Source organism: Catellatospora sp. NPDC049609 (assembly GCF_040675365.1).
Classification (GTDB): Bacteria; Actinomycetota; Actinomycetes; order Mycobacteriales; family Micromonosporaceae; genus Catellatospora.
The window spans coordinates 1-19,644 of sequence record NZ_JBFAOU010000156.1 but is presented as its reverse complement, the minus strand read 5'-3'; the positions used below and the strand labels follow the sequence as shown (position 1 = coordinate 19,644).

At 72.1% G+C, this 19,644-nt stretch carries 17 protein-coding genes; 14 read left to right on the top strand and 3 right to left on the bottom strand.

Annotated elements, in window-relative coordinates:
- The coding region (locus AB0J67_RS31045) for a methyltransferase domain-containing protein (RefSeq protein WP_363487496.1) at positions 1-776 on the bottom strand (776 nt) is incomplete at its 3' end.
- A gap of 255 nt (positions 777-1,031) precedes the next feature.
- Between AB0J67_RS31045 and groES the strand changes: the two genes are divergently transcribed.
- From groES to AB0J67_RS31025, 4 genes are all read left to right on the top strand, one after another.
- Positions 1,032-1,346, top strand: coding sequence for a co-chaperone GroES (groES, locus tag AB0J67_RS31040; protein ID WP_203692166.1), 315 nt, complete (start codon positions 1,032-1,034; stop codon positions 1,344-1,346).
- Between the two features lie 68 nt (positions 1,347-1,414).
- Positions 1,415-3,064 (top strand): chaperonin GroEL, encoded by a 1,650-nt coding sequence (groL, locus tag AB0J67_RS31035; RefSeq protein WP_363487494.1) that lies wholly within the window; start codon positions 1,415-1,417, stop codon positions 3,062-3,064.
- Between the two features lie 102 nt (positions 3,065-3,166).
- Positions 3,167-4,021: a hypothetical protein gene (locus AB0J67_RS31030; RefSeq protein ID WP_363487491.1), complete on the top strand. Its 855-nt coding sequence runs from the start codon at positions 3,167-3,169 to the stop codon at positions 4,019-4,021.
- 189 nt (positions 4,022-4,210) lie between these two features.
- On the top strand, positions 4,211-5,758 hold the full coding sequence (locus AB0J67_RS31025; protein WP_363487488.1) for a molybdopterin-dependent oxidoreductase: 1,548 nt from the start codon (positions 4,211-4,213) through the stop codon (positions 5,756-5,758).
- Here the strand turns inward: AB0J67_RS31025 and AB0J67_RS31020 are convergent.
- Positions 5,739-6,101 (bottom strand): WhiB family transcriptional regulator, encoded by a 363-nt coding sequence (locus tag AB0J67_RS31020; RefSeq protein WP_363487486.1) that lies wholly within the window; start codon positions 6,099-6,101, stop codon positions 5,739-5,741. The two genes, AB0J67_RS31025 and AB0J67_RS31020, sit on opposite strands and share 20 nt — an antisense overlap.
- 201 nt (positions 6,102-6,302) lie before the next feature.
- Between AB0J67_RS31020 and AB0J67_RS31015 the strand changes: the two genes are divergently transcribed.
- A complete protein-coding gene (locus AB0J67_RS31015; protein ID WP_363487484.1) occupies positions 6,303-7,085 on the top strand; it encodes a response regulator transcription factor in 783 nt (260 codons plus the stop codon).
- Positions 7,086-7,163: 78 nt separating this feature from the next.
- Here the strand turns inward: AB0J67_RS31015 and AB0J67_RS31010 are convergent, their stop codons facing one another.
- Complete coding sequence (locus AB0J67_RS31010) at positions 7,164-7,544, bottom strand: DUF5319 domain-containing protein (protein WP_203741558.1); 381 nt, start codon at positions 7,542-7,544, stop codon at positions 7,164-7,166.
- A gap of 321 nt (positions 7,545-7,865) precedes the next feature.
- Between AB0J67_RS31010 and guaB the strand changes: the two genes are divergently transcribed.
- From guaB to AB0J67_RS30965, 9 genes are all read left to right on the top strand, one after another.
- Positions 7,866-9,353 carry an IMP dehydrogenase gene (gene guaB / locus AB0J67_RS31005; protein WP_363487482.1) on the top strand — a complete coding sequence of 496 codons (1,488 nt, stop codon included), beginning with the start codon at positions 7,866-7,868 and terminating at the stop codon, positions 9,351-9,353.
- Between the two features lie 40 nt (positions 9,354-9,393).
- Positions 9,394-10,533 (top strand): GuaB3 family IMP dehydrogenase-related protein, encoded by a 1,140-nt coding sequence (locus AB0J67_RS31000; RefSeq protein WP_363487480.1) that lies wholly within the window; start codon positions 9,394-9,396, stop codon positions 10,531-10,533.
- A gap of 140 nt (positions 10,534-10,673) precedes the next feature.
- The gene (locus AB0J67_RS30995; protein WP_363487478.1) at positions 10,674-12,101 is read left to right on the top strand and encodes a M1 family metallopeptidase; all 1,428 of its coding nucleotides are present in this window, start codon (positions 10,674-10,676) and stop codon (positions 12,099-12,101) included.
- 170 nt (positions 12,102-12,271) lie between these two features.
- On the top strand, positions 12,272-13,924 hold the full coding sequence (locus tag AB0J67_RS30990) for a GMC family oxidoreductase (RefSeq protein WP_363487476.1): 1,653 nt from the start codon (positions 12,272-12,274) through the stop codon (positions 13,922-13,924).
- A gap of 51 nt (positions 13,925-13,975) precedes the next feature.
- Complete coding sequence (locus AB0J67_RS30985; RefSeq protein WP_363487474.1) at positions 13,976-14,719, top strand: DUF3152 domain-containing protein; 744 nt, start codon at positions 13,976-13,978, stop codon at positions 14,717-14,719.
- 27 nt (positions 14,720-14,746) lie between these two features.
- The gene (guaA, locus tag AB0J67_RS30980; RefSeq protein ID WP_363487472.1) at positions 14,747-16,300 is read left to right on the top strand and encodes a glutamine-hydrolyzing GMP synthase; all 1,554 of its coding nucleotides are present in this window, start codon (positions 14,747-14,749) and stop codon (positions 16,298-16,300) included.
- A 164-nt stretch (positions 16,301-16,464) separates the two neighbouring features.
- A complete protein-coding gene (locus tag AB0J67_RS30975) occupies positions 16,465-17,412 on the top strand; it encodes an NUDIX domain-containing protein (RefSeq protein ID WP_363487470.1) in 948 nt (315 codons plus the stop codon).
- A gap of 31 nt (positions 17,413-17,443) precedes the next feature.
- Positions 17,444-18,376, top strand: coding sequence for an NUDIX domain-containing protein (locus AB0J67_RS30970; RefSeq protein WP_363487468.1), 933 nt, complete (start codon positions 17,444-17,446; stop codon positions 18,374-18,376).
- A gap of 295 nt (positions 18,377-18,671) precedes the next feature.
- Entirely contained in the window at positions 18,672-19,553 is an 882-nt protein-coding gene (locus AB0J67_RS30965) for a CDP-alcohol phosphatidyltransferase family protein (protein ID WP_363487498.1), read from the top strand.
- The last annotated feature ends 91 nt before the right edge of the window (positions 19,554-19,644 follow it).

Genomic DNA, 19,644 nt, shown 5'->3' with positions numbered 1-19,644 from the left:
GTCTGCTCGCCCGTGCCGGTGAGCTCGTGCGGCACGCCGTCGCGGAACACCGTGGCCCGCCGCGGCGCCTGCGCCAGCGGCCCGCACCAGGCGGCGGCCTCGACCACGTCGCCGTCGACGGAGACCAGCTCCAGCTCCGCGCCGGGCGGCAGCAGCGCCTGGTCGATGCCGGGCGCGAGCTTGAGCACGGTGTGCGGCACCCGGCCGGGCAGCGCGGTCACCCAGTCCCAGGGCGGGGAGTAGTCCTCGGGCCGGAACACACGCCGCCCGCCGCTGCGCCGGGCCGGGTCGCAGAACACCGTGTCGACCCGGCTCAGGTCGAAGTCGCGCGCGTCGCCGCAGGTCACCGTGGCCTCGGGCACGTTGAGCGCGGCGCAGGCGGCGGTCACCGGGTCGGCGTCGACGCCGTACGCCCGGATCCCGGCGGCGGCGACGGCGCGCAGGTCGGAGCCGAGCCCGCAGCCCAGATCGGCCAGCGCGGTCACCCCGGCCGCGCGCAGCCGGGCGGCGCGGCGTACCGCGACGATCTCGCGGGTGGCCTGCTCCAGCCCGGCCCGGGTGAGGAAGACACGCCCGGCGTCGGCGCCGAACTTGCCGCCCGCGCGGGCGCGCAGGGTGACCTGAGTCAGCGCGGCGGCGGCCAGGCCCGGCGGGAAGCCCTTCGCCCGCAGCGCCGAGGCGGCGGCGAGCTCGTCCCCGCCGGCCAGCTCCGCGGCCAGCTCCAGCGCCGCGATGCCATCAGGGGTACGCAGCAGCGCCAGCTGGTCGAGATCCACCGCCCCATTCTGGCAGCGCCCCTCCCCGTGTCACAGAATCGGATAATTCACCGAGTGGCGGTTGGCACTCTCCTTGACTGAGTGCTAGCTGCGGCATAATGTTCGAGTTAGCACCCTGCCATGCTGAGTGCTAACGCATGACCGCCCGGCGACGCCGACACCCGCGACGACGGCGCCGCACCGGGCGGCCTACTCGACCAGAAGACAACACCTGGGTCTCGTGCCGCGGGACCCGGGGCTATACCCCAGGAGGGTATGCTCGTGACTACCGCGACGAAGGTTGCGATCAAGCCGCTCGAGGACCGGATCCTGGTCCAGGCGAACGAGGCTGAGACCACCACCGCGTCGGGCCTCGTGATTCCCGACACCGCCAAGGAGAAGCCGCAGGAGGGCACCGTCCTGGCGGTGGGCCCCGGCCGCGTCGACGACAAGGGCAACCGCATCCCGGTCGACGTCAAGGTGGGTGACAAGGTCATCTACTCGAAGTACGGCGGCACCGAGGTCAAGTACGCCGGCGAGGAGTACCTGCTGCTCTCCGCCCGCGACGTCCTCGCGGTCGTCGAGAAGTGATCTGTGCGATGCCCCGGCACGCCCTCACGGGTGCGCCGGGGCATCGTGACGTTTAAGGGAGACGATTGATGCCTAAGATCCTTAGCTTCTCCGACGACGCCCGGCACCTGCTGGAGCACGGTGTCAACGCGCTCGCCGACGCGGTCAAGGTCACGCTGGGCCCGAAGGGCCGCAACGTGGTGCTCGACAAGAAGTTCGGCGCGCCCACGATCACCAACGACGGTGTCACCATCGCCAAGGAGATCGAGCTGTCCAGCCCGTACGAGAACCTGGGCGCGCAGCTGGTCAAGGAGGTGGCGACCAAGACCAACGACGTCGCCGGCGACGGCACCACCACCGCCACCGTGCTGGCCCAGGCGATGGTCCGCGAGGGCCTGCGCAACGTGACCGCGGGCACCAACCCCGCCGGGATCAAGCGCGGTATCGACGCGGCGGTCACCAAGATCAGCGACGCGCTGCTGGCCAAGGCCACCCCGGTCGCCGACAAGTCCGACATCGCGCAGGTCGCGACGATCTCGGCGCAGGACCCGACCATCGGTGAGCTGATCGCCGAGGCGATGGACAAGGTCGGCCGCGACGGTGTCATCACCGTCGAAGAGGGCTCGACGATGACCACCGAGCTCGACATCACCGAGGGTATGCAGTTCGACAAGGGCTTCATCTCGCCGCACTTCGTCACCGACCCCGAGTCGGGCGAGGCCGTGCTGGACGACCCGTACATCCTCATCACCACCAGCAAGATCTCCTCGATCGAGGAGCTGCTGCCGCTGCTGGAGAAGGTGCTCCAGACCAGCAAGCCGCTGCTGATCGTGGCCGAGGACGTGGACGGCCAGGCGCTGAGCACCCTCGTGGTGAACTCGATCCGCAAGACCGTCAAGGTCGCCGCGGTGAAGGCGCCGGGCTTCGGCGACCGCCGCAAGGCGATGCTGCAGGACCTGGCCGTGCTCACCGGCGGCGAGCTGATCGCGCCCGAGCTGGGCTACAAGCTCGACTCGGTCGGCCTGGAGTCCCTGGGCCAGGCGCGCCGCGCCGTGATCACCAAGGACACCACCACGATCGTGGACGGCACCGGCTCGCAGGCCGAGGTCGACGCCCGGGTGGGCCAGATCCGCAAGGAGATCGAGGCCTCGGACTCCGACTGGGACAAGGAGAAGCTGGGCGAGCGCCTGGCCAAGCTGTCCGGCGGCATCGCCGTCATCAAGGTCGGCGCCGCGACCGAGGTCGAGATGAAGGAGCGCAAGCACCGCATCGAGGACGCCATCGCGGCCACCCGCGCAGCGGTCGAGGAGGGCATCGTGCCCGGCGGCGGCGCGGCGCTCACCCAGATCGCGAGCGTGCTCGACGACGACCTGGGCCTGACCGGCGACGAGAAGGTCGGTGTCTCGATCGTGCGCAAGGCGCTGGTCGAGCCGCTGCGCTGGATCGCGCAGAACGCCGGCCACGACGGCTACGTCATCGTGCAGAAGGTCGCGGCCAGCGACTGGGGCCACGGCCTCGACGCGGCCAAGGGCGAGTTCGTCGACCTGGCGAAGTCCGGCATCGTGGACCCGGTGAAGGTGACCCGCAACGCGGCCATCAACGCCGCGTCGATCGCCGGCCTGCTGCTCACCACCGAGTCCCTGGTGGTGGAGAAGCCGGCCAAGGCCGAGCCGAACGGCGGCGGCCACGGCCACTCGCACGGCCACGGCCACGGCCACCAGCACGGTCCGGGCTTCTGAGCCTGATCGGTCTGACCACGCAGCGGGTCCCGGCTCCGGCCGGGGCCCGCTGTCGTCTTTCCGTCGTTGGTGGCATGCGCGGTCGTCGATAAGGTCCCAGCCATGACCGGTCGCGGGCTCATGCGGTACTTCGGCTTCGTGGGGCTGGCCTACCTCGTCGCGACGCTGGGCACGGGCCTGACCGACTACCTGACCGCGGCCGAGGTGAGCCGGACGAAGGCGCTGGTCATCTCCGGCGTCGTGGGCCTGGTCGTGGCGCTCCTGCTGGGCGCGATCGACCTGGCGAAGAGCAACTCCGCCAAACCGGGCGCCTCGGTGCCGCACGCGGGCGTGCCCGCGGGCGTCCAGGGCCGCGCCCAGGTTCCGGCGTACGGCCAGGGCGGCGTCGCCGGGACGGGGTACGGCACCGGGACGGCGGGACCCGGGGCGGCTCCGCCGCGGCGTGGCGCGGCCGGGCTGGTGCTGACCGCGGTGCTGCTGCTCGGGCTGTGCGCGGGCGGCGGCTGGCTGGCCACGAGCGCGGTGCAGGCGGCGGTGCAGAAGCTGGAGGAGTTCGCCACGCCGCCGTGGGTCAAGAAGGGCGCGGAGCAGGGCGCGGAGCGGCTCGCACAGGAGGCCTCCGCGACCGGCGGGCCGCTGACGATCACCGTGCTGAGCGTCGAGGTCACCAGCCAGGCCACCAAGGTGAAGATCCAGGCGGTGAACAGCGGCGGCGACGCGCTGACGCTGCCGGTGTTCGGCCGTGCCCAGCTCACCGCGCCCGGCCGTACGCTGCAGCCGGACCCGGCCGCGGGCGACTGGCCGGAGACCGTCCCGGCCGACGGCGAGGCGACCGGGACCATCGTCTTCGACGGCGTCCTCGGATCCGAGATCACCGAGGTGCGGCTGTCGTTCAGCGTGATCCACGGCAGCTTCGACGCGCCGCCGAACATCGCCGTCGACATCCCGCTGAGCTGAGCGCACCGGTGCTCCGAGTGTCTCGGCCGTGCCGGGTACCGATTCGCAGCCGACAACTTCTGGGCTGTCGGGACAACCCAGAAGTTGTCGACTCCCGCAGAAGGTAGATGTCGACTGCCGCAGAGGGTAAGAGATCGGTAAGGCGTCGAGGCATGGCCCTGCGGCGGGTGCGGGCGCAGACTGGCAATCGTGGTGAGTCGGAGACGTGCGGTGCTGGCGGGGCTCGCCGCCGCTGCGGTGGCGGTGGGCCTGGGTGAGCTGGTCGCGGTATGGACGGGTCCGCGCAGCGCGCCGCTGATCGCGGTCGGCGGCGCGGTCGTCGACGCGGTCCCGGAGCCGGTCAAGGCGTTCGCGATCAGCGTCTTCGGCGTGTACGACAAGGTCGCCCTGCTGGTCGGCACCAGCCTGCTGCTCGCCGTGTTCGCGGCGCTGGTGGGGTTGGCCGCGCGCCGGGACTTCCGCTGGGGCGTCGCCGGGATCGCGCTGTTCGGCCTGATCGGCGCGGCGGCCGCGGTCACCCGCCCGAACGCGGGCCCGACCGCCGTGCTGCCCTCGCTGCTCGGCGCGGCCGCCGCCGTCGGCGTGCTGCACGTGCTGCTGCGCTCGGCCGCGCAGGCGGAAGGCGCCGCCGGGGCGATCGCCGCCTCCGGCGAGAGCCGGGCGGTGCGGGACGCGGGTCGGCGGCGGTTCCTGCGGTGGAGCGTGGCCGGGTTCGGCGGGGCGCTGGTCGCCGGGCTGCTGGGGCGGGCGCTGGCCGCCCGGCAGGGGGTGCAGCAGGCACGCGAGGCGATCAAGCTGCCCGCGCCGGGCAACCCCGCGCCCGCGCTGCCCGCGACCGTGGACCCGCCGGTCAACGGGCTGTCGCCGTACGTGACGCCGGACGATGTGTTCTATCGCATCGACACCGCGCTGGTGGTGCCGCAGGTGGACCCGGAGACCTGGCGGCTGCGCATCCACGGGCGGGTGGCCCGGCCGCTGACGTTGACGTTCGACCAGCTGCTGGCCCGCCCCATGATCGAGCGGTACGTGACGCTGGCCTGCGTGTCGAACGAGGTGGGCGGGGACCTCATCGGCAACGCGAAGTGGCTCGGCGTGCCGCTGAAGGACCTGCTGGACGAGGTCGGGCCGCTGGACGGCGCGGACCAGGTGGTCAGCCGGTCGGTGGACGGGTGGAACTGCGGCACGCCGACCGCCGCGCTGCGCGACGGGCGCGACGCGATGCTGGCGGTGGCGATGAACGGGCAGCCGCTGCCGGTCGAGCACGGCTTCCCGGTGCGCATGGTGGTGCCGGGGCTGTACGGCTACGTCAGCGCCACCAAGTGGGTGACCGAGCTGGAGCTGACCTCGTTCGCCGACTTCGACGCGTACTGGGTGCGCCGGGGCTGGTCGGCGCAGGGCCCGATCAAGACTGAGTCCCGGATCGACGTGCCGCGCGACGGCGGCGCGGTCAGCCCCGGCGAGGTCGTGGTCGCCGGGGTGGCCTGGGCGCAGCACCGCGGGATCACCGCGGTGGAGGTGCGGGTCGACGACGGCCCCTGGCAGCCCGCCGACCTGGCCGGGACGGTGTCACCGGACACCTGGCGGCAGTGGACCTTCCGCTGGGACGCCACGCCCGGCTCGCACACCCTGGCGGTGCGCGCCGCCGACACCACCGGTCAGGTGCAGACGGAGACGCGTCAGGACCCCGTGCCGGACGGGGCGACGGGGTGGCACACGATCAGCGTGCAGGTGCGCTGACGGCCGACAGGCGGGATTCGAGCCGGTGCACGTCCACGCGGTCGCCGTGGCGGTCGGCGACGTCGCGCCAGCCGATCTGCAGGAGGCGGTGCCGCTCGTGCTCGGTGAAGCCGCCCCATACGCCGTACGGCTCGCGGGTGGTGAGGGCATGCGCGGCGCATTCGGCCCGGACCGGGCAGCGCCCGCACACCTGCTTCGCCGCGCTCTCGCGGCGGCCTCTAGATGAGCCTCTTTCACCATCAGGGTGGAAAAACTGCAGGCTGTCACGGCCTTTGCACGCGCCGTGGTGCTGCCAGTCCCAAACGTCGGCTATCGGACCGGGAAGTCTGCGGAAGTGAGCCATGTGACCTCCTAGGGGATGGGAGGCTTGGGGTCAAGCGAAGAGATTTAGGACAACGTCAGCACGTTACGCCATGTACGTCCACTTGTCGCCATCCAGTGGATGATCAGGTAGAGCTGGACTGAGTTTTCGACGGAATCCCCGGAAAGTGCGTAATGATCTGGCTGTCTCGTGGTCTTCTTCGCAGGAGAGAGGGGGATCACCGTGCAGACCGTCCTCGTTTGCGTCCGCACCGCCGCGGCGGCCGCGACCATCGCCTCGTGTGCCGAGCGGCTGGGGGTGGCCGCGGGCGTACGTACCGCGACCAGCGCCGCTGAGGCCATCACGCAGCTGGCCGCGTTCCCGGCCGGGATAGTGCTCGCCGACACCACGCTGACCCGACCGGACACGGTCGGATTCACCCGGAAGGTGATGGCCGCGGTGCCGCATGCGCTCCTGGTGCTGTTCGGGCCGGAGGAGCCGGCGACGGCGCAGGCGGCCATCCGCGCCGGGGCCAGAGGGCTCATCGGCGGCACCGAGCCGGATCCGGTCAGCACCGCCGCCAAGGCGCTGCTGCTGGTCAGCCGGCCCGCCGCGCGGACCGCCGACGCCGCCCGACCGGCGGTGGCCGGGGTGATGGCCGGAGCGTCCCGGGCGCCCGCGGGTCCGGGGCGGCCGATGCCGCCGGCCGGTCCGGGGATGTCCGTGCCGTACACCGGCCGCTCGTCCGGTGGGCTGCCCGCCGCGGTCGTGCCCGCCCAGCGCGGCGACCTGGCCGGGGAGGGCGCGCCCCCGGTGCGTCCCGCCCGCTCGGTCACGCTCACCGAGCGCGAGCTGCAGGTGCTGCGGGGGATGGCCGACGGGCAGAGCAACGCCGAGATCGGCCGGGACCTGTTCGTCTCCGAGGACACCGTGAAGACCCATGCGCGGCGGTTGTTCCGCAAGCTCGGTGCGCGCGACCGCGCCCACGCGGTGGCCGCCGGGTTCCGCGCGGGCCTGGTCTTCTAGCGCCGACGTACCATGATCAAAAGCTCCGCCCATGCTGTGCGAACAGCATGGGCGGAGCTTTGCGCGTGAAAAGGGGGCTTACTCCTCGACCATGTCGTCCACGGCGTCGGCGTAACCGCGCGCGTACTCCCAGGTGACGTAGTGGTCCGGGTCGGGGTCGTAGGCGGGCTCGTGCACCCGCGGCCGGCCGGAGTCGAGCAGGTGGCGCAGGTTGCCCCGCAGCAGGTCCCAGTCGAAGTAGTGCGGCTCCCGGCAGTCCTCGCAGTCCACGACCAGGCCGCGGATGCCCTTGGGGGAGAGCAGCACCTGGTAGACCTCGAGCTCGGCGAGGTCGGCGAGCAGGTCGGCGCGCTCCTGGGTGGAGAGCTCGCCATACGTGTCGCCCTCGGGGTCCGAAAGGCCCGCCGTGGGGTCGGTCGGGTCCCCGTGGAAGGGGTCAATGGGCTCGTCGTGCTGCACCCCTTCACGTTAGTCCTCTCGGCGCGGCAGCGGGGGCATGAGCCCCCCTCCCGCGCGTCAGCGACAGATCGCGATGGACGGGCAGCGACAGCTCGCGATGGACCGGCACCGGGCGGATCGGGCCGGCGGGGCCGTGTCAGGCGGCCGCCGGGCCGTGGCCGACGACGAAGAGCCCTTCGGCGCCGGGCCGCGACGCGGATCACCCGAGTGACCGGCGCATCACGCGGTCGGGCGAGTTCGGGCGGAACCTGCACGCTGGGTAACATTCATTCGAGCCCGATCACGCCCACATGCCCGCGCTCCGGACCCAGGGGGACAAAAATGGACGCCGCCCGCGAGATCCCACTCGGCCTCACCTTCGACGATGTCCTGCTGGTGCCCGGTGAATCCGACCTGATCCCCAGCCAGGTGACCACCCAGACCCGGCTGACCCGCAACGTCACGCTGCAGATCCCGCTGGTGTCCAGCGCCATGGACACCGTCACCGAGGCCCGGATGGCGATCGCGATGGCGCGCCAGGGCGGCATCGGCGTGCTGCACCGCAACCTCTCGATCGAGGACCAGGCGGCCCAGGTCGACCTGGTGAAGCGGTCCGAGTCCGGCATGATCACCAACCCGGTGACCTGCTCGCCCGACGACACGCTGCGCGACGTCGATGCGACCTGCGCCCGCTACCGCATCTCCGGCCTGCCGGTGACGAACGCGGACGGCACGCTGGTCGGCATCGTGACCAACCGCGACATGCGCTTCGTCAGCGACATGTCGGTCCGGGTGCGCGACGTGATGACCCCGATGCCGCTGGTCACCGCGCCGGTCGGGGCGTCCAAGGAGCAGGCGCTGGCGCTGCTGCGCAGCAACAAGGTGGAGAAGCTGCCGCTGGTCGACGACGCGGGCCGGCTGCGCGGCCTGATCACCGTCAAGGACTTCGTGAAGACCGAGCAGTTCCCGCTGGCGACCAAGGACGCCGCGGGCCGGCTGCGGGTCGCCGCCGCGGTGGGCGTGGGCGAGGACGGCTACAAGCGGGCGCGGGCGCTGGTCGACGCGGGCGTCGACGTGATCATGGTGGACACCGCGCACGGCCACAACCGGGCCGTGCCGGAGCTGGTCGCGCGGCTGAAGAAGGAGACCGAGGCCGACATCGTCGGCGGCAACGTCGCCACGTACGCGGCGGCGAAGGCGCTGGTCGAGGCGGGCGCCGACGGCGTGAAGGTGGGCGTCGGGCCGGGCGCCATCTGCACCACCCGGATCGTGGCGGGCGTGGGCGTGCCGCAGATCACCGCGATCATGGAGGCGGCCCGGGCCTGCACTCCCGCCGGTGTGCCCGTGATCGGCGACGGCGGCATCCAGTACTCCGGCGACATCGCCAAGGCGATCGTGGCCGGCGCGGAGACCGTGATGCTCGGCCAGCTGCTGGCCGGCTGCGAGGAGTCGCCCGGCGACCTGGTCTTCATGAACGGCAAGCAGTTCAAGGCGTACCGCGGCATGGGCTCGCTCGGCGCGATGCTGGCCCGCGGCCCGGCCGCCCAGTCCTACTCCAAGGACCGCTACTTCCAGGCCGACGTCACCCAGGCCGACAAGCTGATCCCCGAGGGCGTCGAGGGCCAGGTGCCCTACCGCGGCACCCTGGCCACGGTCGCGCACCAGCTCGTCGGCGGCCTGCGGCAGGCCCAGTTCTACTGCGGCGCGGCGGACATCGCGCAGCTGCGCGAGCACGGTCAGCTGATCCGCATCACGGCGGCGGGTCTCAAGGAGTCCCACCCCCACGACATCCAGATGACCGTGGAAGCGCCCAACTACCACTCGCGGTAGCGTCAGCCGGTGCTGAAGCAGACCTCGGAGAGGACCAACCGTGCGTGACATCGTCGAGATCGGCCAGGGGAAGACCGCGCAGCGCGGCTACCACCTGGATGACATCGCGATCGTGCCGAGCCGCCGTACCCGCGATGTGGACGACGTCTCGACGAACTGGCAGCTGGACGCGTACAAGTTCGGCATCCCGTGCGTGGCCCATCCGTCCGACGCCACGATGAGCCCGGCCACCGCGGTGGCCCTGGGCCGGCTGGGCGGGCTGGGCGTCCTCAACGTCGAGGGCCTGTGGACGCGTTACGAGGACCCCCGCAAGCAGCTCGAGGCGCTGGCCGAGGCGGGCGACGAGGAGAACCTGACCGCCCGGCTGCAGCAGCTCTACGCGGCCGAGCAGATCAAGCCGGAGCTGATCGCCGAGCGGGTGCGCGAGATGCGCGCCATGGCGTCGGACGGCGGCGGCAACGTCACCGTCGCGGTGCGGGTGTCGCCGCAGCACACGCTGGCGCTCGCGCCGGTCATCCTGGACTCCGGGGTGGACCTGCTCGTCATCCAGGGCACCATCGTCTCCGCCGAGCACGTCTCCACGGTGGACGAGCCGCTGAACCTCAAGGAGTTCATCGCCGACCTGGACCTGCCGGTCATCGTCGGCGGCTGCACGAACTACCAGACGGCGCTGCACCTGATGCGCACCGGCGCGGCCGGCGTCATCGTCGGCATCGGCGCGGACCACCTGACCACCACGGACACCGTGCTCGGCATCCGGGTGCCGATGGCCACCGCGATCGCCGACGCGGCCGCGGCGCGCCGGGACTACCTGGACGAGACCGGCGGCCGGTACGTGCACCTCATCGCCGACGGCGACCTGCACACCTCCGGTGACATCGCCAAGGCGCTGGGCTGCGGCGCCGACGCGGTCATGCTCGGCGCGCCGCTGTCGCTGGCCGAGGGCATGCCGGGCAACGGCCTGTGGTGGCACCCGTCGGCCAGCCACCCGAAGCTGCCGCGCGGCTCGATCGGGCTGACCCCCGAGCCGCTGGGCTCGCTGGAGCAGCTGCTGTTCGGCCCGGCCACCGACCCCGACGGCCTGCTGAACCTGTTCGGCGGCCTCAAGCGGGCCATGGCCAAGTGCGGCTACCGCGACCTGAAGGAGTTCCAGAAGGTCGGCCTGATGCTCGACCGCTGAGCCCCTCGTCTGCCGATCAAGGCTCCGATCACGCCGCTGGGACGGCGCGACCGGAGCCTTGGTCATGGAGGGGGCGGGGCGAGTCGGCACTGCGGTATGCGGTGACGGCTAGGGTGGAGGATCTACGGCGGGAGGGGCCCATGGCGAGGCGTGCGTGGATCGTGGCGGCTGCGGTGTCGGCGGCCCTGGCGGCCGGCTGCGGCGGGCCGAGCAGGCCGCTGTTCACCGGGGCGGAGGGCTTCCCCGCGCCGGTCCCGGTGCCGGTGGACCTGGCCGGAGCGGGCGATCCGTACTTCCCGACCTACGGCAACGGCGGCTACGACGTCGCCACGTACGACCTGAAGATCAGATATGAGCCGGCGACCGACCGGCTGACCGGCGTCGCCACGGTCACCGCGACCGCCAAGACCGACCTCGCGAAGTTCCACCTGGACCTGCACGGGCTCACCGTCGACAAGGTCACCGTCGACGGGGCGGCGGCCACCTCCGCCCGCGACGGCGACGAGCTGGTCATCACCCCGGCCGCCCCGGTGGCGAGCGGGAAGCAGTTCGTCACCGTGGTGTCGTACGGCGGCGTGCCCAAGGCGATCACCGCGCCGGACCTGGGCGTCACCGGCTTCCTGACCACCCACGACGGGGCGTTCACGCTCGGCGAGCCGGAGTCGGCGACCACCTGGTTCCCGGTCAACGACCACCCGCGGGACAAGGCGCTCTACAGCATCGAGCTGACCGTGCCGGGCGACCTGGAGGCGATCAGCAACGGCCTGCTCGACGGCAAGTCCACCAAGGACGGCTGGACCAGCTGGAAGTGGCGGGTCACCTCGCCGATGGCGCCGTACCTGGCGACGTTCGTGATCGGCGACTACCGGGTGGTGGAGGGCACGCACAAGGGCAAGCCGGTGCTCACCGCGGTCGCCGAGACGCTGCCCAAGGGCAAGATCGACGAGGCGATGGCGAGCACCACCGAGATCGTCGACTTCCTGGAGCGGTACTTCGGGCCGTACCCGTTCGACGCGTACGGCGGCATCGTGATCGACGACGAGCGGGTGCGCTACGCGCTGGAGACGCAGACCCGGCCGGTCTACTCCGACGCGTTCTGGAGCCGCGGCGCGAACACCATCGTCGTCGCGCACGAGCTGGCCCACCAGTGGTTCGGCGACAGCGTGTCGGTCGACGCCTGGCAGCACATCTGGCTCAACGAGGGCTTCGCGACGTACGCGCAGTGGCTGTGGGGCGAGAAGCTCGGCGTGTCCACCGTGCAGGAGGAGTTCGACTCCCGCTACGAGGACCCGGGCAGCCGGATCTGGGACATCGCGCCCGGCGCGCCCGGCGCCGACAACATCTTCTCCGGCAGCGTGTACGAGCGCGGCGGGATGACCCTGCACGCACTGCGCAAGCAGGTCGGCGACGAGAAGTTCTTCGAGATCCTGAAGACCTGGGCCGCCGAGCAGCGCGACGGCAACGCCACCACCGACGAGTTCATCGCGCACGCCGAGCGGGTCAGCGGGCAGCAGCTCGACACCCTGTTCCAGAAGTGGCTGTTCGAGGTGGGCCGCCCCGCGCAGTGAGCGGCTCGGCGCGGTCGGGCCGGTCGCGGCGTCTGCCCGCGAAGATCGCGCCCTCGTGTCAGGAAGTGCGGTCGGACCGCGTGTCGTGACACCAAACAGCGATCTTCACCGATAGGACGAGGTCGGAGCGAGGGCTTCCGCGAAGTTAACCGGGCGGTAATAATGCCGCCATGCGCTTCGACGTGGTGGTGATCGGCTCCGGGTTCGGCGGGAGCGTGGCGGCGCTGCGGCTGGCCGAGAAGGGCTACTCGGTGGCGGTGCTCGAAGCGGGGCGCCGGTTCGCCGACCAGGACTTCCCGAAGACCAGCTGGCGGGTGCGCCGCTTCCTGTGGGCCCCGGCGCTGGGCTGCTACGGCATCCAGCGGCTCACGCTGCTGCGCGCCGACCGGGGCGAGAAGTCGGGCGCGAGCGTGCTCGTGCTGTCCGGCGCGGGCGTCGGCGGCGGCTCGCTGGTGTACGCCAACACGCTCTACCGCCCGCTGGACCCGTTCTACGCCGACCCGCAGTGGCGCGGCATCGCCGACTGGAAGGCCGAGCTGGCGCCGCACTACGACACCGCCGAGCGCATGCTCGGGGTCACCGTCTACGACCGCACCACCACCGCCGACGAGGTGATGCGCAAGGTCGCCGAGCGGATGGGCGTCGGCGACACGTACCACCCCACGCCCGTCGGCGTCTTCCTGGGCATGCCGGGTGCCAGCGTGCCCGACCCGTATTTCGGCGGGCGGGGACCGGACCGCGCCGGCTGCACGCACTGCGGCGAGTGCATGACCGGCTGCCGGCACAACGCCAAGAACACCCTGGTCAAGAACTACCTATGGCTGGCCGAGCAGGCGGGTGCGCAGGTCTTCCCGATGTCGACGGTGACCGCGGTGAAGCCGCTCGAGGGGGGCGGCTACCGGGTCGAGCTGGTGCGGACGGGGGCCCGGCTCGCGCGGCGGCGCCGGGCCCCCGGCCACGGGGTCATCGAGGCGGGCCAGGTGGTGTTCGCCGCGGGCGCGCTGGGCACGCAGCGGCTGCTGCACCGGATGAAGGCCGCGGGCCACCTGCCGCGCCTGTCCGACCGGGTCGGGGCGCTGACCCGGACCAACTCCGAGTCGCTGGTGGGCGCGACCGTGCCGCGCGGCGCGGCGAAACGGCAGGGGCTGCGGTTCACCGAGGGCGTGGCCATCACCAGCTCGTTCCACCCGGACGAGCACACCCACATCGAGCCGGTGCGCTACGGCCGGGGCTCGAACGCGATGGGCCTGCTGCAGTCCGCGCTCACCGACGGCGGGCCGGGGCGGGCTGGGCGCTGGGCGCGGGCCATGTTCCGGTGGCCGTTCGCGTACCTGCGGGCGATGTCCGTGCGCGACTGGTCCAACCGCACCATCATCGCGCTGGTCATGCAGTCGGTGGACAACTCGCTCACGGTGCGGCTGCGCGGGCGCGGGCTGCGTGCCACCCAGGGCCACGGCGCGGCCAACCCGACCTGGATCCCGGCCGGCAACCAGGCGGCGCGGCTGCTCGCCGAGGAGCTGGGCGGGCTGCCCGGCGGCGCGCTCACCGAGGTGCTGGACATCCCGCTCACCGCGCACATCCTCGGCGGGGCCGTGATCGGCGCCGACGCGGGCAGCGGCGTCGTCGACGCGTACCAGCGCGTGTTCGGGCACCCGGGGCTGCACGTCGCCGACGGGGCCGCGGTCAGCGCGAACCTCGGCGTGAACCCGTCGCTGACCATCACCGCGCAGGCCGAGCGGGCCTTCGCGGCCTGGCCCGCCAAGGGGGAGCCGGACCGGCGGCCGCCGCTCGGCCAGCCGTACCGGCCGATCGCGCCGCGATGATCGGCCGGGAGTCACTCCCCTTCGCGAGCGCTGCCGCATAGGGTGATCGCCATGGGGAGGATTCGCGTCACGACGGTGGCGCTCGTGCTCGTGCTGGCCGGGTGTGGCAGCAGCGCGCCGCAGCCGGAGTTCCAGCAGGCCGCGTCGCCGCAGGCGGTGCCGAGTGCGGAGGCTGCACCCTCGGCGTCGCCGTCGGCCTCCCCGTCGGCGAAGCCGAAGCCGACGAAGAACGCGCCGGTACTGGAGCGCGGCGAGGGCACCTTCCGCACCGCGGCGGGCGGCACGCCCATCGTGGGCAGCGCGGGCTCCCTGCGCCGCTACCAGGTCCAGGTGGAGAAGGGGATCACCGCGTTCGACACGGACGAGTTCGCGGCCAAGGTGGACGAGATCCTCTCCGACGACCGCAGCTGGATCGCCTCGAAGAAGTGGCGGCTGCAGCGGGTCGGGCCGGGCGAGTCGGCCAACGTCTCCATCAAGCTCGCCACGCCGGACACCGTGGACCGGCTGTGCGGCCAGGTCGGGCTGATCACCAACGGCATCTTCTCCTGCCGGGCGGGCAGCAACGTGGTGATCAACCTGCGCCGCTGGACCAACGGCGCGGACGGCTTCACCGACATGGACGTGTACCGCAACATGGTCATCAACCATGAGTTCGGTCACTTCCTCGGGCACGGCCACGTCAACTGTCCCGGCCGGGGCAAGCCCGCGCCGGTGATGCAGCAGCAGACCAAGTCGCTGCAGGGCTGCAAGGCCAACCCGTACCCGTACCCGGACGGGGTGCACTACGTGGGGTGACCTGCGTCGCACCCTAAGATTGAGGTCATGACGACGCCTCGCCCCGTCCTGGTGGTTGACTACGGTGCCCAGTACGCCCAGCTCATCGCCCGTCGGGTGCGGGAGGCGCGGGTCTACTCCGAGATCGTGCCGCACTCCATGCCGGTCGAGGAGATGATGCGCAAGAACCCGGCTGCGATCATCCTGTCCGGCGGCCCGTCCAGCGTGTACGAGCCGGGCGCGCCGCAGGTCGACGCCTCGCTGTTCGACGCGGGCGTGCCGGTGTTCGGCATCTGCTACGGCTTCCAGGCGATGGCCGCCGCGCTGGGCGGCACGGTCAGCCACACCGGCCTGCGCGAGTTCGGCGGCACCGTGGTCGACGCCCAGCCCGACGCGGGCGTGCTCTTCGCGGGCCTGCCCGCGCGGCAGGACGTGTGGATGAGCCACGGCGACTGCGTGAGCGCCGCCCCGGCCGGGTTCACCGTCACCGCCGCCTCGGCGGGCGCGCCGGTCGCCGCGTTCGAGGACGTCAGCCGGGGCTTCGCCGGGGTGCAGTTCCACCCCGAGGTGGCGCACACGCCGTACGGGCAGCGCCTGCTGGAGCGGTTCCTGCACGAGGTGGCGGGCATCGAGCCGGCCTGGACCATGGGCAACATCATCGACGACCAGGTGGCCGCGATCCGCGCCCAGGTCGGCGACGCCGAGGTGATCTGCGGCCTGTCCGGCGGCGTCGACTCGGCGGTGGCCGCGGCGCTGGTGCACAAGGCCGTCGGCGACCAGCTGACCTGCGTCTTCGTCGACCACGGCCTGCTGCGCGCGGGCGAGGCGGAGCAGGTCGAGCGCGACTACGTCGCCGCCACCGGCATCAAGCTGAAGGTGGTCGACGCGGCCGACCGGTTCCTGGACGCGCTGGCCGGGGTCACCGACCCGGAGGCCAAGCGCAAGATCATCGGGCGGGAGTTCATCCGGGTCTTCGAGGCGGCGGCCCGCGAGATCGCCACCGCCGGCGACGTGCGCTTCCTGGTCCAGGGCACCCTCTACCCGGACGTGGTGGAGTCCGGCGGCGGCACCGGCACCGCGAACATCAAGAGCCACCACAACGTGGGCGGGCTGCCCGACGACCTCAAGTTCGACCTGGTCGAGCCGCTGCGCACGCTGTTCAAGGACGAGGTGCGGGCGCTGGGCGTGAGCCTGGGCCTGCCCCCGGAGATGGTGTGGCGGCACCCGTTCCCCGGGCCCGGCCTGGCCATCCGCATCATCGGCGAGGTCAACCAGCACAACCTGGAGATCCTGCGCGCTGCCGACCTGATCGCCCGCCAGGAGCTCACCGCGTCCGGCCTGGACCGCGACGTCTGGCAGTTCCCCGTAGTGCTGCTGGCCGACGTGCGCTCGGTCGGCGTGCAGGGCGACGGCCGCACCTACGGCCACCCGGTGGTGCTGCGCCCGGTCTCCAGCGAGGACGCCATGACGGCCGACTGGTCGCGCCTGCCCTACGACCTGATCGCCCGGATCTCGACCCGGATCACCAACGAGGTCCGTGAGGTCAACCGGGTCACGCTGGACGTCACCAGCAAGCCGCCGGGCACCATTGAATGGGAGTGAATCCCGATATTCCATGATCGAGGCCTCACCCTTGTCGGGTGGGGCCTTTGATCACTTCTGGGGTAGGTCGAACGGCCGGTACAAAACATCTCATACCAGTGGAAACATGATCGTAAAATCGGACATCTTGTCGGGATCTTCTCGGCGGGGGAGAATGGTTTCTCGTGACCACCGCGCTGGAGCCGTTGCGGCGGATCGCCGCATACGCCGTCATCACCAATGAAGCCGGCCAGGTTCTCCTGGTCCGAGCTTCGGCGCAGTCCGGTACGCCGGGCGTGTGGTCCCTGCCCGGCGGGGCAGTGGACCACGGCGAGCATCCCAATGACACCGTCGTCAGGGAGACCGCCGCAGAGACCGGGTTGAGCGTGGCCGTGACCGGGCTGCGCGACGTCCTGGCCGACATGCGTGCGCTGCCGCACCGCGGCGTCACGATCCACACCGACCGGGTCATCTACGCGGCCCGGGTCCGCGGCGGCGCGCTGCGGGAGCGCGTCGACCAGCCCACCGACCTGGTGGACTGGTTCACCCCCGAGGCGGCGGCGCTGCTGCCGCTGCGGCCGTTCACCGCGGGCGCGCTCGGCATCACCGAGGCGGCGATCGACCTGCTGCCCGACGAGGTGCCGGACTTCCCGTCCTTCTTCGCCGCACCCGGCCCGGACGGGCTGCACCGCGCGCAGCGCTTCGCGGCGTACGCGGTGGTCACCGACCGGCGGCAGCGGGTCCTGCTGACCCGGATCGCGGACAACTACCCCGGCGCCGGCAAGTGGCACCTGCCCGGCGGCGGCACCGACTACGGCGAGCAGCCCGGCGTCGCGCTGATCCGGGAGCTGGTCGAGGAGACCGGCCAGCGCGGCCGGCTCGGCGAGCTGCTCGGCGTCGCCAGCCACCGCGACCCGGCCTCGCTGGGTCCGGAGGGCTACCCGATCGACTGGCACGGGGTGCGGGCCTTCTACCGGGTCCGCGTCGACCGGGCCACCCAGCCGAAGGTGTACGACCTGGGCGGCTCCACCGCCGAGGCGCGCTGGGTCACCCGCGACGAGCTGGTCGGGCTCGGGCCCGACGACGTCACCGAGGTCACCTACGAGGCGCTCCGGGCGGCCTCGCTGGACTGATCATGTCGCGGGCGGCCGATAACCTGTCGTCGTGGAGAAGCGGCGGAGAATCGGGGCCTACGGCATCGCGCACGACGAGCAGGGCCGGCTGCTGCTGGTCCGCTCGTCGGCCAGGTCGAACTTCCCGGGGGTGTGGTTCCTGCCCGGTGGCGGCCTGGAGCACGGCGAGGACCCGGCGGCGGCCGTGGTGCGGGAGTTCCGGGAGGAGACCGGGCTGACCGCCGAGATCGCGGGCCTGCGCGAGGTCACCGCCGACCTGGTCGAGTTCCCGTGGCGGGACGTGCTGCTGCACCACGACCGGATCATCTACGACATGACCGTCACCGGCGGCGAGCTGACGGTCGAGGCCGACGGCACCTCCGACCTGCCGCAGTGGATCGAGCCGGAGCGGCTGGCCTCGCTGGAGCTCATCCCGTTCGCCGCGCGCACGCTCGGCCTCGACACCACCGGCCGGGCGAGCAGCCGGCGGCCGGAGACTCCCGACGAGGCCGGCGAGGTCGGCCCGAACGGCCGCGACCTGAACGGCGCGCGCAAGGTCGCCCGCTTCGGGGCGTACGGCGTGGTGACCGACCCGGCCGGCCGGGTGCTGTTGTCGCTGATCGCGCAGGGCTATCCGGGCGCGGGCAAGTGGCACCTGCCCGGCGGCGGCACCGACTTCGGCGAGACCCCGGCGGTCGGCCTGCTGCGCGAGATCTACGAGGAGTCCGCGCAGTCCGGCGAGGTCACCGAGCTGCTGCGGGTGAACTCGAACCACAACCCCGCCGCCATGGGGCCGGAGGGCGAGCCCTACGACTGGTACGTGGTGCGGGCCGTGTTCCGGGTGCGGGTGCCCGAGCCCACCGTGCCCTCGGTCACCGAGGCGGCCGGCGGGTCCACCGCGCAAGCGCGCTGGTTCAGCCCGGCTGAGCTGGCCGGTATTCCCCTCACCGACTCCGCGCATCGAGAAATGCGACATATTTCCTGATTTTCTCCGTCGGGTAGACTGGCCTCCTGACGGACCAAACAGCCCCCGGGACGCTTCTGCGTACTGGCGGCCGATTTGCCCCCATCAGCAGGCCGGCGCTTGAAGACCAAGCGCCGGGTATCGCCAAGGCGCACACGCGTGTGCGATGGTGTAGGCCGCAAAAGCCGGTCGGTCCGCTGAGGCGGCGGAAAGGAACCGAACCGGTATGGAGGGACGACACGTGCCGAGAGCCTTATGGCGTCGGCGTCGCTTGACGGACAGCCCGCGACCCGCGGGCCGGCAGTGGACCGGCCGCCTGCGCGCCGGTGGCTCCATCGCCCGGCAGATGCTGCTGGTGCCGGTGGGTCGCCTACGCAAGGCCGACCACCCCGTCGCGACGAGCCCCGCGCTGCCTGGCCTTGACCCGGTCGAACTGCGCGCCATCGAACAGGCCGCCACGGCCGAGCCGGTGGAGCAGGCGACCCCGACCACGATCCCGCTGCTGCCCGGCGAGCGCACGCTCGACCGCCGCATCAAGTTCGGCCTGGTGCAGGCCTGCACGCTGAGCAGCCTGCTGCTCGGCATGACCGCGATCTTCCTCGCGGTCACCGGCCAGCCTCCGCTCTACGGCGCCCTGTGCCTGCTCGCCTGCATCACCTTCGACGGCCTCGACGGCGCCCTCGCCCGCAAGTTCGGCGTGGCCAGCCCGTTCGGCGTGCAGATGGACTCGCTGGGCGACATGACGTCGTTCGGCATCGCCGCTCCGGTGGTGGTGTTCTCGTTCCTGCAGGGAGCCGTCGCCACGCCGGTGCTCATCGCGGCGTGCGCCATGGTCGCCTGCTGCGCGGCCATCCGGCTGGCCCGGTTCAACGTCTCGCCGAAGGACGGCCGCTTCTTCTGCGGCGTGCCGACCACCATGGCGGCCACCGTGCTCGCCGTGACGGTGCTGCTGGGCAAGTCGCTGCCGCCGGGCGCCCTGGTGTTCGGGGTGGTGCTGCTGGCCATCGCGATGGTCTCCAGCTTCCCGTACGCGAAGCTCGCCAAGGTCATCAAGCTGCCGCCGACGCTGTTCCTGCTGCCGCTGGTCGGCCTGGTCTGGAACACCGAGGTCACGTTCGGCCTGCTGGTCCTGGTCTACCTGATGAGCGGCCCGATCCTCTGGGCCCGCCAGCGCAGGTCGGCCGCCCGGGTCGCCTGACCCCGGCCACGAGTACGCGGCGGGCGGCCCGACGACATCGACACGCTGCTCGCCGTGCACGACCACCCGAGCATGGCGGCCACCGGGCGGC

Bases quoted from the DNA above. Each gene is read 5' to 3' on its own strand.
- groES (WP_203692166.1), top strand. From the start codon at position 1,032: ATGCTCGTGACTACCGCGACGAAGGTTGCGATCAAGCCGCTCGAGGAC.
- guaB (WP_363487482.1), top strand. From the start codon at position 7,866: ATGGACGCCGCCCGCGAGATCCCACTCGGCCTCACCTTCGACGATGTC.
- AB0J67_RS30990 (WP_363487476.1), top strand. From the start codon at position 12,272: ATGCGCTTCGACGTGGTGGTGATCGGCTCCGGGTTCGGCGGGAGCGTG.
- groL (WP_363487494.1), top strand. From the start codon at position 1,415: ATGCCTAAGATCCTTAGCTTCTCCGACGACGCCCGGCACCTGCTGGAG.
- guaA (WP_363487472.1), top strand. From the start codon at position 14,747: ATGACGACGCCTCGCCCCGTCCTGGTGGTTGACTACGGTGCCCAGTAC.
- AB0J67_RS31020 (WP_363487486.1), bottom strand. From the start codon at position 6,101: ATGGCTCACTTCCGCAGACTTCCCGGTCCGATAGCCGACGTTTGGGAC.
- AB0J67_RS31030 (WP_363487491.1), top strand. From the start codon at position 3,167: ATGACCGGTCGCGGGCTCATGCGGTACTTCGGCTTCGTGGGGCTGGCC.
- AB0J67_RS30995 (WP_363487478.1), top strand. From the start codon at position 10,674: ATGGCGAGGCGTGCGTGGATCGTGGCGGCTGCGGTGTCGGCGGCCCTG.
- AB0J67_RS30985 (WP_363487474.1), top strand. From the start codon at position 13,976: ATGGGGAGGATTCGCGTCACGACGGTGGCGCTCGTGCTCGTGCTGGCC.